General features: G+C 42.9%; 17 protein-coding genes and 1 other RNA gene. 5 read left to right on the top strand and 13 right to left on the bottom strand.

Translation table 11 applies throughout. From position 1 onward, the window contains the following. Positions 1-6: 6 nt before the first annotated feature. The 3 genes from rpsI to OS173_RS11485 all read right to left on the bottom strand — a co-directional run bounded on the left by rpsI (position 7) and on the right by OS173_RS11485 (position 1,532). The gene (gene rpsI / locus OS173_RS11495; RefSeq protein WP_267184437.1) at positions 7-399 is read right to left on the bottom strand and encodes a 30S ribosomal protein S9; all 393 of its coding nucleotides are present in this window, start codon (positions 397-399) and stop codon (positions 7-9) included. 2 nt (positions 400-401) lie between these two features. After that, entirely contained in the window at positions 402-830 is a 429-nt protein-coding gene (gene rplM, locus OS173_RS11490; protein WP_267184436.1) for a 50S ribosomal protein L13, read from the bottom strand. Between the two features lie 153 nt (positions 831-983). Next, positions 984-1,532 (bottom strand): UPF0149 family protein, encoded by a 549-nt coding sequence (locus OS173_RS11485; RefSeq protein WP_267184435.1) that lies wholly within the window; start codon positions 1,530-1,532, stop codon positions 984-986. Positions 1,533-1,723: 191 nt separating this feature from the next. On the opposite strand from OS173_RS11485, the gene OS173_RS11480 reads away from it, so the two are divergent. From OS173_RS11480 to rpiA, 5 genes are all read left to right on the top strand, one after another. Further along, positions 1,724-1,927: a TIGR02449 family protein gene (locus tag OS173_RS11480; protein ID WP_267184434.1), complete on the top strand. Its 204-nt coding sequence runs from the start codon at positions 1,724-1,726 to the stop codon at positions 1,925-1,927. Continuing rightward, positions 1,924-2,217: a cell division protein ZapA gene (locus OS173_RS11475; RefSeq protein WP_267184433.1), complete on the top strand. Its 294-nt coding sequence runs from the start codon at positions 1,924-1,926 to the stop codon at positions 2,215-2,217. The genes OS173_RS11480 and OS173_RS11475 overlap by 4 nt, the downstream gene beginning before the upstream one ends. A 15-nt stretch (positions 2,218-2,232) precedes the next feature. Continuing rightward, positions 2,233-2,420: non-coding RNA, 6S RNA (gene ssrS / locus OS173_RS11470), on the top strand. A gap of 16 nt (positions 2,421-2,436) precedes the next feature. Further along, positions 2,437-2,997 carry a 5-formyltetrahydrofolate cyclo-ligase gene (locus tag OS173_RS11465; protein ID WP_267184432.1) on the top strand — a complete coding sequence of 187 codons (561 nt, stop codon included), beginning with the start codon at positions 2,437-2,439 and terminating at the stop codon, positions 2,995-2,997. Then, positions 2,994-3,656: a ribose-5-phosphate isomerase RpiA gene (gene rpiA / locus OS173_RS11460; RefSeq protein ID WP_267184431.1), complete on the top strand. Its 663-nt coding sequence runs from the start codon at positions 2,994-2,996 to the stop codon at positions 3,654-3,656. Before OS173_RS11465 ends, rpiA begins: the two co-directional genes overlap by 4 nt. Position 3,657: 1 nt before the next feature. On the opposite strand, the gene OS173_RS11455 is transcribed toward rpiA, so the two are convergent. The 10 genes from OS173_RS11455 to ndk all read right to left on the bottom strand — a co-directional run bounded on the left by OS173_RS11455 (position 3,658) and on the right by ndk (position 13,812). After that, positions 3,658-4,821 carry an FAD-dependent monooxygenase gene (locus OS173_RS11455; RefSeq protein WP_267184430.1) on the bottom strand — a complete coding sequence of 388 codons (1,164 nt, stop codon included), beginning with the start codon at positions 4,819-4,821 and terminating at the stop codon, positions 3,658-3,660. Positions 4,822-4,832: 11 nt separating this feature from the next. Then, positions 4,833-6,029 (bottom strand): FAD-dependent oxidoreductase, encoded by a 1,197-nt coding sequence (locus OS173_RS11450; RefSeq protein ID WP_267184429.1) that lies wholly within the window; start codon positions 6,027-6,029, stop codon positions 4,833-4,835. Next, entirely contained in the window at positions 6,019-7,491 is a 1,473-nt protein-coding gene (purF, locus tag OS173_RS11445) for an amidophosphoribosyltransferase (protein ID WP_267184428.1), read from the bottom strand. Before purF ends, OS173_RS11450 begins: the two co-directional genes overlap by 11 nt. A gap of 16 nt (positions 7,492-7,507) precedes the next feature. Then, the gene (locus OS173_RS11440; protein WP_267184427.1) at positions 7,508-8,128 is read right to left on the bottom strand and encodes a CvpA family protein; all 621 of its coding nucleotides are present in this window, start codon (positions 8,126-8,128) and stop codon (positions 7,508-7,510) included. A 2-nt stretch (positions 8,129-8,130) separates the two neighbouring features. After that, entirely contained in the window at positions 8,131-9,180 is a 1,050-nt protein-coding gene (locus OS173_RS11435) for an SPOR domain-containing protein (protein ID WP_267184426.1), read from the bottom strand. 3 nt (positions 9,181-9,183) lie between these two features. After that, the gene (gene hisS / locus OS173_RS11430) at positions 9,184-10,461 is read right to left on the bottom strand and encodes a histidine--tRNA ligase (protein WP_267184425.1); all 1,278 of its coding nucleotides are present in this window, start codon (positions 10,459-10,461) and stop codon (positions 9,184-9,186) included. A 111-nt stretch (positions 10,462-10,572) separates the two neighbouring features. Further along, positions 10,573-11,526 (bottom strand): helix-turn-helix domain-containing protein, encoded by a 954-nt coding sequence (locus tag OS173_RS11425; RefSeq protein ID WP_267184424.1) that lies wholly within the window; start codon positions 11,524-11,526, stop codon positions 10,573-10,575. 35 nt (positions 11,527-11,561) lie between these two features. After that, positions 11,562-12,284 carry a type IV pilus biogenesis/stability protein PilW gene (pilW, locus tag OS173_RS11420; protein ID WP_267184423.1) on the bottom strand — a complete coding sequence of 241 codons (723 nt, stop codon included), beginning with the start codon at positions 12,282-12,284 and terminating at the stop codon, positions 11,562-11,564. Then, positions 12,281-13,381: a 23S rRNA (adenine(2503)-C(2))-methyltransferase RlmN gene (gene rlmN, locus OS173_RS11415; protein WP_267184422.1), complete on the bottom strand. Its 1,101-nt coding sequence runs from the start codon at positions 13,379-13,381 to the stop codon at positions 12,281-12,283. The genes pilW and rlmN overlap by 4 nt, the downstream gene beginning before the upstream one ends. A gap of 11 nt (positions 13,382-13,392) precedes the next feature. After that, complete coding sequence (gene ndk, locus OS173_RS11410; protein ID WP_267184421.1) at positions 13,393-13,812, bottom strand: nucleoside-diphosphate kinase; 420 nt, start codon at positions 13,810-13,812, stop codon at positions 13,393-13,395. Between the last annotated feature and the right edge of the window lie 37 nt (positions 13,813-13,849).

The following is a 13,849-nucleotide window of genomic DNA, read 5'->3' as shown; positions in this document are numbered from 1 at the left end:
AAGAAATTAACGCTTGGAGAACTGTACCGAGCGACGGGCTTTGCGTAAGCCGACTTTCTTTCTTTCCACTTTACGGGCATCCCGTGTCAAGAAATTGTATTCTTTTAACGGCCCTTTAAGTGACTCATCAGACTCTAACAATGCACGTGACAAGCCCAAACGAATGGCGCCTGCTTGACCGGTGATACCACCGCCAACAACCGTACATCTGACATCAAACTGATCATTTAAGCCTAATTTCTCTAATGGCTGACGAGCTAACATACGTGCTGTTTCTCGACCAAAATAATCTTTAATGTCTTTGTCATTAATCATAATCTTGCCTGAACCCGGTGTTAAAAACACACGTGCTGAAGAAGATTTTCTACGTCCTGTTCCGTAATATTGTTCTGTTGCCATGTTTATACCTCTAAAGCTTTGGGTTCTTGCGCAGCATGAGGGTGCTCATTGCCGGCATAGACTTTTAATTTTCGATACATTTGTCGACCCAATGTGTTTTTGGGTAACATGCCTTTAACGGCTTTCTCAATCACCCGCTCAGGGTGTTTTGCCAACATATCCTTTAAGCCGATGGTTTTTAAGTTACCCACATAACCGGTATGATGCTGATAAACTTTAGCATTCATTTTATTGCCGGTAACAGCCACTTTTTCGGCATTGATGACCACAATGTAGTCACCGGTATCCACATGAGGGGTGTATTCAGGCTTGTGTTTGCCCCGAAGTCTGGTAGCGATTTCAGTCGCCATTCTACCTAAAGTTTTACCTTCGGCATCGATTAAGAACCATTCACGGTTAATTTCTTCCGCTTTTGCGCTAAATGTTTTCATATTTTTCTACGTTATCTGAACCTGGGCCTGACTTGAAACTGCCATCCAAGGCTCGGCCATTCACAAAGTGCGGGAATGTTACTTAATTACCTGCCAACTTGCAAGTAATTTATGCAGAAGTTTACCCATTCTCACCGGTCGTTGAAGACCTGATTAATTCAGCCGCTGTGATGCTGGCTGAATATGATTTAATTCGGTGTATAACAACATCACCCCGCAACGAATATATTCTACCACTTGTTGATAATCCAACTCGTCACTTTCTACCCCTTCAACCTGATTATCCAGTTGTCCTATGGCATTTAAATCACTGATAAATTCACGGCTTTCTTCGGTTAAACCCGCATAACTAAAACCCGCTTGTCCAATCCCGGATAAAAAAGCGTTGACCCAATCTGACACGGCCTTTAACCGTATCGCCAAATCGTCATTGTCATCGGGTAAAATTAAATAGTAACCATATTCAGGATCTTTTAATTCTTTTTTAGCCAACTCAAAAACCGCCGAAAAAACCTCTGTAACCGCTTCCGGCGCAGTCTCTGACAAGCAAAAATCAGCCATTGTTAACTGTAACCAGTTTTTAAAGTGGGTGTCAGCATTAAAACAAAGCATGGCACTGGCCTGGGCATGTAATTCTGCCGGCGAGGCTAAAACCTCCAAGGATTTTAAGTGTGCGGCAAATGCTTGATAGGGAATTTTCATATATTTTATAGATTTTTCATAAACTTGCCACAATAATCTAATAAGTTCATTGACCTTTTATCGTTAACAAATTATATTAAATCGGTAGAAAACCACCTGATATCGGGGGATTCCTGTAACTGGTGTGCATTATGGGGATAAAACGTTTAGGCATCAAGGATTTTTAAATATTTTAATGGCTCAATAAATCTATGAACGACATAAAAGAATTAGAGAAAAACATTGAAAAATGTCTCGAAAAAATCGAACAGTTTTCCATTGAAAATAACGCACTGCGAACTCGAATGGAAGAGCTGACCCATGAAAAAGCCCAGCTCATGCAGAAAAACGATCAAGCTAAAACCCGATTGGAGTCTATGATTTCGCGCTTAAGAAACCTGGAGCAAGTGGTATGAGTAAAGAACGTATAACGGTTAAATTACTCAATCGGGAATATCCCTTCAGTTGCGAGCCGGAAGAAAGGCCGTCGTTACTGATGGCTGCAGATTATCTTGACAGTACCATGCGAGAAATTAAGCAGAACAACAGCACCCTCTCACATGAGAAAATCGCATTAATGTCAGCCATGAACATAGCGCACGAACTTATTAAAGCACAATCTTTAAACCAACAATATGACTCCGAAGTCATGAGCACCATAAAAAAACTTAATGGTAAGCTTGAACAGGCCATTGCGAACGACTAAAATGGATCCTAATGATGTTGACTGTGGTGTTCGAGAGCTATTTGCATATGCCTTGGCCCTAATTGAAAACCACAGGAAACCGGAATCAATTATCCGTGTGCCAGCTCACCATTTGCAGTGAGAAGCCTTAGATATTGAGAGGTTTCCGCCTTGTACCTTTGGTACCAAGGACGCCAATAGTCAACGGCACCAACGGTCAACATCTTTCATTTTCTAACCATGCCTTCAGCAGATCAATCTCAACAGAAACAACAACTACGACGACACTTACGTCAACTTAGACAGGCCTTATCGGCTGAGCAAGTGCAAAAAAACTCTCAAATCATCGTCGAAAAACTGATTAACAGTGATGTATGGACACAATCAAAACACATTGGTTTATACCTACCGATTAACAATGAAGTGGATTTAAGTGCATTATTAACCTTTGATAAGTTGTTTTATATTCCTGCGATTTATAAGAACACAATGCAATTTCATTTATATTCCCCCCATACACCGCTAACAACAACCCATTATGGTTTAACACAACCTGAATTTATCGCTGATTATCAGGCACCTAAATTAGACTTGTGCTTGTTGCCATTGCTGGGTTTTGACGACAAAGGCCATCGCTTAGGAATGGGCGGTGGATTTTATGATCGTTATTTTGCCGATAATACTGGTACAATGTTGGTTGGCGTGGCACATGCCCTACAACAACTTGATAAATTGCCCATCGACCCCTGGGATGTTAAACTTCAAGGCATAATAACTGAACAACAATGGTTAACACTATGAGTAATGACGACATGAAAAAAGCGGTGGCACGTGCCGCCTTAGAGTATTTAGATGAATACGATATGTTAATCGGTATGGGCACCGGTTCAACCGTTAATCATTTTATCGATTTGCTCAGCACTGTAAAAAGTCGGGTTGATGCTGTGGTGTCAAGCTCAGAAGCCACCACTGCTAAACTTAAAGCCCATGGCTTTCATGTAAAAGATTTGAATCAAACCGGTGATATTTTGCTTTATTTTGATGGCGCCGATGAATGCGATGCCCATAATCGACTCATTAAAGGCGGCGGCGGTGCATTAACCCGAGAAAAAGTCTTGGCTGAAGCCGCTGAAAAGTTTATTTGTCTTATCGATGAAACAAAACGGGTGGACATATTAGGTGGTTTTCCTTTACCGGTAGAAGTCATTCCCATGGCGCGTAGTTTGGTGGCCAGAAAGTTGGTGGCATTAGGCGGTCAACCGGTATTCCGACAAGGTTTTGTGACCGACAACGGCAATGAAATCATTGATGTTAAAAACTTAACCATAACCGACCCCATTAGTTTAGAACAGCAGATTAACGCCATTTCCGGGGTGGTGAGTAACGGTCTATTTGCGCGTCGCGGTGCCGATATAACTTTAATCGCAGACAGTCAAGGTCAAGTGACGACCCAAAAATAAGCTAGCTACCTGCTTGCGTCACTAACCAGTTTTTTAATGGTTTAAATCCATTCACCAAGTTCATGCCGGTGCCACGTAACCAAGTGAGTGCCGGCTGATCAATGGCATAAAAACGCTGTAAAAAACTCATTAATTCTGAGGTGGCCAATACCTCACTTTGGCGTCGGCGATAATAACGTTTTAGAGCCTGCTTTAATGCTTCTGTATCTCGCAGATTAATGTCTTTAATCTGCCTGACTAATTCAACCACATCACTGAGACCTAAATTCACGCCTTGTCCGGCCAAAGGATGCACCACATGGGCACTGTCACCCAAAAGCACCAAACGATTTTGTATGGTCTCATTGGCATACATTTGCCGTAACGGGAAAGCTGCTCGATCACTGATAACTTTGATGGCACCAAAATCGCGGCGTATGTGCGCTTGTAAACCTGCGATAAAGTGACTTTCTTCAGCGTCTAACCATTGTTGATAATAATCTTCATCGCAAGTCCATACCAAAGAGAATACATCGTCTTTAACTGGTAATAATGCCACCGGTCCACTGTGATTAAACGCTTGTAACGCTGTGCGCTGTGGCGCATTCTCTATTTGTAAATAACAGACAATGGCGAATTGTCGGTAACTGTTAGTGCGCACAGTTATACCAGCCATTTCACGTAACGGCGATCGGGCACCTTCACAGGCTATCAGTAAACGACCTTGAAGCCGTTCATTGTTATCAAGTGATACTGTTACTTGACGATCTGATTGTTCAAAAGACTGGATGGTGTGATTATATAATACTGCTACATGATCATTATTTTGTAGCTTCTTTTGTGCCGCATAAACCACCCACTTGTTTTCAATAATGGCCCCTAAATCAGTACCATTATCACCAGTGAAATCTAAATGACCACGGCTGTGGTTATCCCAGACCATCATATTCTGGTAATAACCCATGCGTTCGCCATCTATGTGAGCCTGAATGCCTAACGCCTTGAAAAAGTTGAGATGTTTATCGGCTATCGCAGATACCCGCAAACTTCGTTCATCATCGGACTGACAACTAACCTGCGGCGCTGCCTCAATCATGGCCACCTTAAAGTCGGCAGCAGCCATGGCATTGGCACACACAGCACCCACCATACCTCCACCACTAATAATTACGTCAAATTTATACATGATTAATCACCTCAAAAACCACCGGCCAGTCGATAAAATTGCTTTTTTAACAACAAGGAACTATCCACCGCCAACATCCCCAAACCACGTAAACCGTTAATCACCGGAACATCCAACTTAAACCACGTCATTAAGTCATCGGTGTACTGTAAAATTCGCTGCTGGTCTGGCCAAGATTGTTGCTGATACGCCTCCAGTACAAGATCACTACCGATATCGTGATTTTGCTTTCGGGCATCGCTGAGCGCTGCCATTAACCGCTGAATTCCGCGAACGCCCAGATTTAAACCTTGTGCCGATACCGGAGACACCGTATGTGCGGCATTACCTATTAATAAAACCCGACTCTTGTATTGCTGTGGAACTGTGATGCGATAAAGCGGATAACTACTGCGCTGGCCAACTCGAGTTATGCGACCTAAGCGATGACCCATGGCGTGTTGTAAAGCATCCATAAATGTCGCATCATCTGTATCTAGCATCTGTTTCGCTTGCTCTTGAGGTAAAGTCCATACCAGTCCCAAACGATCATGAAATGGCAATAACGCCATTGGTCCTGATGCCGTGAGTCGTTCGTATGCACATTGATGATGGGATAATTCTGTGGCAACGTTGGCAATGATGGCAGTCCGGTGGTAGTTTTTAGTGATTGTGGGCAAATTTAATTGTTCACGCACAAAAGAACGCGCCCCATCAGCTGCTAACAGCAACAATGCCCGTTGATTTTTCTGCTGCGCATCTTGTTGATAATGAACCTGAATACTTTTTTCATCGGCAGTAAAGTGCGTTAACTTTGCCGGGGCGGTTAATTGAATGTGCTTATGACGGTACACTTTTTCCCATAACAACCGACCTAAGACCCTAGCCTCAATCACATGCGCCAAATGAGGAACATGCATAGCATCATGATTAAAGCGAACTGCGCCAAACCGTCCATTTTGACTAACATGAACAGAATTAACAACTGTACTGTGGGGCGCTAACTCAGACCATACACCTAATTTCTCCCAAAATAACTGCGAGGCCGGGTTCACAACCAACGTTCGATCATCAAAACTCGGATGGGTATCGGTCTTCACTTGCTGTGGCTCACCGGCCTCCAGCAAGTGCACACGGTAGTCCTGAGAAGCCAGCGATAAGGCTGTTGCTAAACCAACCATACCACCACCAACAATGATTACATCACAATCTGTTGTTTCACTCGCCATTGTGTTGTTTTGCTAAATCACTGCGGTTTAAACCGATACTAACAAAATATTCATCTGCCACATCAGTCACATAATCGTTAGAAAAACAGGAAGAATCAAAACGGTCAATTTTAGGGTTACCTTCCCAACATGCAGCTTCTAAATCCTCTAAAGTTTGATAAATTAACCCATCCGCACCCAGTAATTGACAGATTTCGTCTTCAGTGCGATTGTGTGCTATTAATTCGTCTGAGACAGGCATATCGATGCCATACACATTTGGATAACGCACTGGTGGTGCAGCAGAGGCAAAAAAGACTTTTTTGGCACCCGAGTCACGCGCCATTTGAATGATTTGTTGTGAGGTGGTACCACGCACAATGGAGTCGTCTATCAACAGCACATTCTTACCGCGAAATTCCAATTCCACAGCATTCAACTTTCGTCGAACCGATTGAATTCGTTGCTCTTGACCAGGCATAATAAAGGTGCGGCCAATGTACCTGTTTTTAATAAAGCCTTCGCGAAATTTTAAATTCAATGCATGTGCCAAAGGAATGGCGGCGGTGCGCGATGATTCAGGGATTGGAATCACCACATCAATGTCTTCATCAGACCAGCGTTCTTTAATACGTTCTGCCAGCTTTTCACCCATACGTAACCGCGCTTTATAGACGGACACATCATCAATCATGGAATCGGGACGAGCAAAATAGACGAATTCAAAGACACAGGGCGATAATTGGGTTTTATCGGCACATACTTGTCGATGAACTTGACGGTCGTTGGTGATAATAATGGCTTCCCCGGGAGCCACATCAGACACCAGATCAAAATGATGCAAATCCAGCGCCACACTTTCTGAAGCAACCATATATTCATCACCCTCTTCTGAACGGCGCACACCGTAAACCAAAGGGCGGATACCATTGGGGTCACGAAATGCCACAATACCGTACCCAGGAATTATTAAGACCCCGGCATAGGCACCCTGGCAACGTTGATGGACACGCTTAACGGCATGGAAAATGGCCTCGGGGGTGATTTTTAAACCTGATGCGTTAGCCAATTCATGAGCAAATATATTAAGCAACACTTCGGAATCGGAGCGGGTATTAATATGACGCCTGTCTTCTGCAAATAATTCACGGGTTAACTGTTCGGTGTTATGTAAATTACCATTATGAGCAAAAGCAATTCCAAAAGGAGAATTAACATAAAAGGGCTGAGCCTCTTCATAATCACTGGATCCGGCTGTCGGATAACGCACATGTCCAATACCGGCATTTCCTTTCAGCTTTTCGGTGTTCTTGCTTTTAAAAACATCACTGACTAAGCCATTATTTTTGACCAATTCTAGTTTACGGCCGTGACAGGTGGCAATACCGGCAGCATCTTGGCCGCGGTGTTGTAAGATGGTTAAACATTCATAAATGGTTGAGGCCACTTCGTGATTGGCCATAATACCCACAATTCCACACATATTTGTTTAGCTCCTTTTATTGCTGATCCGGTTGTTGCGGTACCGGTTGAGGCTGAGGTTGATTATCATTGGGTGCAGGTTTCGAGGTTTCTGATTCATTATTGGTCGGTAATCCTGAACGTAATGATTGTTGGATGGTTTCATCGTTCATAAAAGAAAAATATTCTCCTATGTCGTCAGGCATTCTTTGCTTGACCCAATCGGCTAATTTAGAAAAGTGCGGTTGTAAGGTGGATTGTTGCCACCATGGGTCACTCGATAAAGGTGTAGCCTGTAAAAATAGCACCATGGCAGTCACCGCCACAGCACCACGTAATAAGCCAAAAAACATACCTAAAAATCGGTCAGTTCCGGTTAATCCGGTGCCGGAAATAATTTTACCCAATAAAAAGTTAATTAAACCACCAACGATCAAAGCCGATAAAAACAAAGCCACAAATGCAATCAAATGTCTCGCTGAAGGTAACTCAATATAGGCTTGTAACCAGTTAGCACCGACATCCACATAATGCCAAGCCAGCCAAAAAGCAGCCACCCAAATAATAAGTGACATCACTTCACGAATTAAACCACGGAATAAACTGACCACCACCGATATCAGTAAAATAGCTAAGATGGTTAAGTCAAACCAATTCATCGTTAATCCACCAAAGTCGCTAACTCATGGGTTTTGACTAAACCGTCTAATTTTAATTTTTCACTGATTTGTTGTTTCATTTGATCGGCTTGATCACGGCTGTTAACAGGCCCGACCCGCAAACGGTAACGGATTTCACCTTGACTGTTATTCACCTGATCGACAAACGCCACAAAACCGGCTAATTTAAGTTTATTGCGTAAATCGAGGGCATTGTCTTTGGCTGCAAAACTACCTAATTGTACCACCCAACCCAGTTGCCCCTGATCAGCACTTGCTTTGACCTCCGCCTCACTAACGGTAATAACTTTAGGACTCCCAATGTTCAATTTAAGTTTATTAACAGCCGTCACATATTCGTTGGCTTTATTCTTATCTTGATACAAGGCATCAGACCAGACGCGATACAAAGCCCTATCCGGTGCCGGCTCAACCAAAGAACCAATGCCTTGTTGTGCTAATTTATTTTTGACTTGTTGGGCATTATCGGCTTTCGAAAAACTACCCAATTTAACCCGATATATGATTTTGTCTTGTTGATCGGTAGTACTGACCGCTGTGGTTTCGCTTTGATTATCTGCTGCTGTACTTAATTCTTTGGGTTTTTCTGCGGGTGTCGTATCCACAGTCGCTTCATCAAGGTCATCTTGTTCAATATCATCATCGCTGACATCAGTGACTACAGCCATCGAATTTTTTGTGTCTTGGCGTGCATCTTTATCTGAATCAGTTTGATTTGTATCAGTGGTCTTTGGGAGGGGGTCAATTAAACCATTTCCACTGACGGTTTCACGGGACACCACAGCACCATCAACCAAATTAAGTTCTGTTTCAGGCACACTTTGTTTATCTACTTCTGGATTTTGTTGCTCATCATCCAAAGAGAATGTCTTCACAGTTAATTCGTGCCGACCAGACTCAGGAATAACAATATCAATTTTTTTATCACCTGTTTTTTCAACCTCACCATCAAACAACATAGGAATAAAAATGACCGCCAAAGCGATGATAACTGAGGCTCCGATTAAGCGTTGTTTAAGTTCTTGATCCATAATTTATCCGGTTAACTGTTGCTTTAAAAAAGACACCACAGCTGGGTAAGACAATTGTTGCTGCGGCAAATTCCGATCCTGCATGGCTTTAACAGATATTAATTGCTGCGACATTTCTTCAGGCCCAAAAATCAATGCAAACTGGGCACCGGTTTTATCGGCTTTTTTGAATTGGGATTTGAATGAAGCGCTACCTAAATGCATCATGATGGTGAGTGTCGGCAAATCATGGCGTAACTGTTCGGTTATCGCCATGACTTTATCAACCTCAACCTGCTTATCCCAAACCACATATATATCTGTTAATGGATCAGGCTGCCACAGATTTTTATCGACGATTAATTCAACCAAGCGGTCAAGACCCATGGCAAAACCGGTTGCCGGTGTGGGTTTACCACCTTGCATTTCCACCAGCGCATCATAACGGCCACCGGCACACAAAGTGCCTTGTGCACCCAAATCTTCGGTTATCCATTCAAATACATTATGGGTGTAATAATCTAAGCCACGAACCAACCTTGGGTTGACATGGTATGAAACACCACAAGTATCCAAAATATGACAAAGCTTGCTGAAATGTGCTTGTGAGGCTTCGCTTAAATGATCTTGAATGGTCGGCGCTTGTTGAATAACAGATTGCATCTCAGGATTTTTAGAATCTAATAATCGCAATGGATTACTGTGCAGCCGGTTTTTTGCTTCGCTGTCCAACACATCAAGATGCTGTTCAAAGTAATCAATTAAAATCTGACGATAAGCCGCTCGGCATTCGCTGGAACCTAAACTGTTAATTTCCAGCCGAACATGTTCTATACCCAACAACTGCCACATTCTGTGGGTCATCAACAAAAGCTCAGCATCGGCATCCGCATCCGGATAACCAAAAACCTCCACACCAATTTGTGAAAATTGACGATTTCTTCCCTTTTGCGGCTTTTCATACCGAAACATCGGTCCCGCATACCACAACTTCTGAGGTTCATTAAAAATCAATCCATTTTCTAACACCGCTCGCACTGTGGATGCGGTGCCTTCAGGGCGTAAACTAATGGACACCTCTTTACGATCGGTAAAGGTAAACATTTCCTTTTCAACCACATCAGTGACTTCACCGATGGCTGTTTGGAACAGGGCGGTTTTTTCTATCAGTGGGAAACGAATTTCTTGGTAACCGTATTGTTTCAATAATCCGGTGACAATGCTTTCCAGCTTTTGCCAAACCCAGACACGATCCGGAGTGACATCATACATGCCACGGAGACGTTTAACTTTTTTGCTCAAGTATTTACCTTATTTTCAAAGAATCACAGGCTATTTTATATGACAGGGCTCGCCACGTCATGAGCTGTTTCAGAATTTTTTAAATTTACGGTTGTATCTTAAGGTAACCGTTTAATCTTGATCTTTCGGCCAGTTGAAATCTGCCACGTTTTGTCGGGTATTTTGACTCATATCAACCTCAACACCATTGATTTTTAACTCAGTATTAGAGGCATTACCGATGCGAAAATGCATCGCCTCATTGGCTGAATAGTGACGCTCGCCGGGACCAATCAAATCAGTGATCACAGGGGTACCACTTTGGGTTTTAACGGACACCCACGCTTGCTCAGCCAAATTAAAGTGTATGGAATACATGGGCTTATCTGACTCATCTTGATTGACTGCATCAGTTTGCTGCGGTGCTTCAACAGCATCACTGTCAGCCTCATCCATTGGTGTTTCTGATGGCTCTGTATCGCCATCAAAACTTTCTGTCATGATTTCAGATTTCTCATCATGGTCAACAGCTTCGATATTCTCTTCCTGGACAGCCTGCTGTTCCGGTAAATCAGCTTGCGGAAGTAAAGATGAGTAAATCACTTTTTTCTGTTTATTATTATCTTTAGTGGATGTGTCTTGGTTTAATTGTACGGTTTGAATAACATTGTCTTGTTGGCCATTGTCCCATTTGTCATAAACAAAATAAAAACTCAAACCCAAAGCAGCCACTAAAAATGTTCCCAGCACATAACGACCAAAGCCGCCTGATTGGGTTTTTACCCGTGATAAGGGGTTTGAAACTTTACTGGAGGATAGTTTCATTTCAAAAGGCTTTAAATGCTCTTCAGGGACTAAACTGAGAACAGATCGCGGGTCCAGGCCAATTTCTTTGGCGTAATTACCCACATGGCCACGAATAAACGTGGGTGAACCGATGCGATTGAACTCACCTTCTTCAATGTAATTGATGATTTCACGACTGACTTTAATGCGATTAGCCACCTCAGCCACAGACAGACCCTGCTTATCTCTGTGGGCACTTAATTGTTCGATTGTCAGTTTGCTTGATTTACTATCTGTCATGGTTATCTATGTGTTTGTTACCACGTTTTGTGGGGTTATTTTAATTTTCTCAATTGTGTTAAATACTTATTGGCCTCATTTTCGTTGCCTAATTTTCGCTCTACTTGATAGGCAACTGTCAACATACGCTCATCCAAGGCTTGTAATCGAGACAATCGCTGAATAAAAGCGCGGGCTTTAAGAGGCCGATCCTGGCCGGCACTTAAAATAGCCATATTGTAGAGTGACACGGTCATTTCGGGATTAACCGATAAAGCCGCTCGAAAATGTCGTTCAGCCTCATCGAACAAATCATCTTTCATTAAACAAACGCCGGCATTTTCATGCACCGTTTCAGGTGTTTTATAAAATGGATTGGCTAATGTTCTTTGATAGAATTCGAGGGCCTTTTTATAATCACCTTGCTGGCATAAAAAAGTACCATAATTATTTAAAATAATGGGATCGTTGGGCGCAAATTTGACCGAGGCCTTGTAATGTTTTGAAGCTTCATTTCCTGCACCCATGGTGCTATAAACCAAGGCCAGAGCTGAATGGGCAATGGCTAATTTGGGATCCATAGCAATTGCACGCTTTAGCTTCTCTAGCGCCAAATCGTAATCCTGGCGTTCAAAATAGGCTACACCCATTCTGACATTTAACATCGCCGGACTGTTTGGATCAGATCGATTGGTGGGCTCGTCATATCCGGTAGCGGGCCCGGTTTGAGCACAAGCCACCAACAACATCATGCTGAGACATAAAAAACAGTGTTTCATCGAACCTCCAAAGGTATTTTCTTGGTGATGTTTGCAGAACGCCGCGTTCGATCCATAAACTCACCTGCCAATTGACCGCATGCAGCGGCAATGTCATCACCACGGGTTTTACGCACGGTGCAAATGTAGCCCGCCGCCATACATATTTCTTTGAACTGGTCGACTTTTTTAGCGCTTGGTGACTTATAGCGTGTGCCCGGAAACGGATTAAAGGGAATTAAATTAATCTTACAAGGGATATCACGTAACAATCGCGTTAATGCGCGTGCTTGCTCAGCGCCATCATTAACATCACCTATCACTGTATATTCGAAGGTTATTCGTGCTTTTTTCTTATCGGCAACAAACTCACGACAAGCTGCCAGTAAACTGGCAATGTTGTATTTTTTATTCAATGGTACCAGTTGCTCTCTTAATTCATCCGTGGGAGCGTGTAAAGACACCGCCAACGAAACATCTGCATCGGCATTTAACTGTCTAATTTGTGGCACCAGTCCTGAGGTACTGACCGTCACCCGTTTATTAGCAAAACCAAAACCAAAATCATCTCGCATAATATTTAAGGCCGGTAACACCCGTTCATAATTAGCCAACGGCTCACCCATACCCATCATCACCACATTGGTTATGCGACGATTTTTATGGCTGTGATTGAGCTGCTTGGCGGCCACCCAAACTTGGGCAATGATCTCTGCTGTGGTTAAGTGACGATTAAAGCCTTGGGCACCGGTGGCACAAAAAGTACAGTTTAGAGAACAACCCACTTGCGATGAGACACAGAGTGTCCCCCGATTCTTTTCAGGAATATATACAGTTTCGATGGCGTTATCACTGTCCATCTTTAACAACCATTTGATGGTACCATCAGTGGATTGATGCTCACTGACTAATTCCGGCACAGCGGTATTGAAATGAGCCGCCATTTTATCGCGTAAAGTTTTAGAGAAATTGGTGAATTGTTGAAAATCTAACTGATAATCCCCGTAAATCCATTTCATGGCTTGGGTGGCGCGAAAACGCTGTTCACCGAAATCAGTGAACAGCTTTTCCAATTGTAGTCGGTCGTAATCGAGTAGGTTTTTTTTTGGGTTAGTCAAAGTTTTTCACATTACGTCAAATCTATTGTCGAGAAAAAATAAGCAATCTCAACAGCTGCTGTTTCAGGGGCGTCTGAGCCGTGGACAGCATTGGCATCAATACTATCGGCAAAGTCCGCACGTATGGTACCGGCATCGGCTTCTTTCGGATTTGTGGCACCCATTATTTCTCTGTTCTTTGCAATGGCGTTATCGCCTTCCAAGACTTGAATCATGACCGGGCCTGAGGTCATAAATTTTACTAAATCAGCAAAAAAAGGACGTTCTTTATGCACCGCATAAAAACCTTCAGCTTCTGATTGACTCAGTTGCTTCATTTTAGCAGCAACAATTTTTAAGCCACCATCTTCAAAACGCTGATATATTTGACCGATAACGTTCTTCTTAACCGCATCCGGCTTAATGATTGATAAAGTTCTTTGCACAGTCATTTTTACTCCATTTGACATTTAATATCAAGACAAAACC

The organism is Marinicella gelatinilytica, from assembly GCF_026410405.1.
Lineage (GTDB): Bacteria > Pseudomonadota > Gammaproteobacteria > Xanthomonadales > Marinicellaceae > Marinicella > Marinicella gelatinilytica.
The sequence above is the reverse complement of the archived record's forward strand: the minus strand, read 5'-3'. Positions and strand labels throughout refer to the sequence as shown.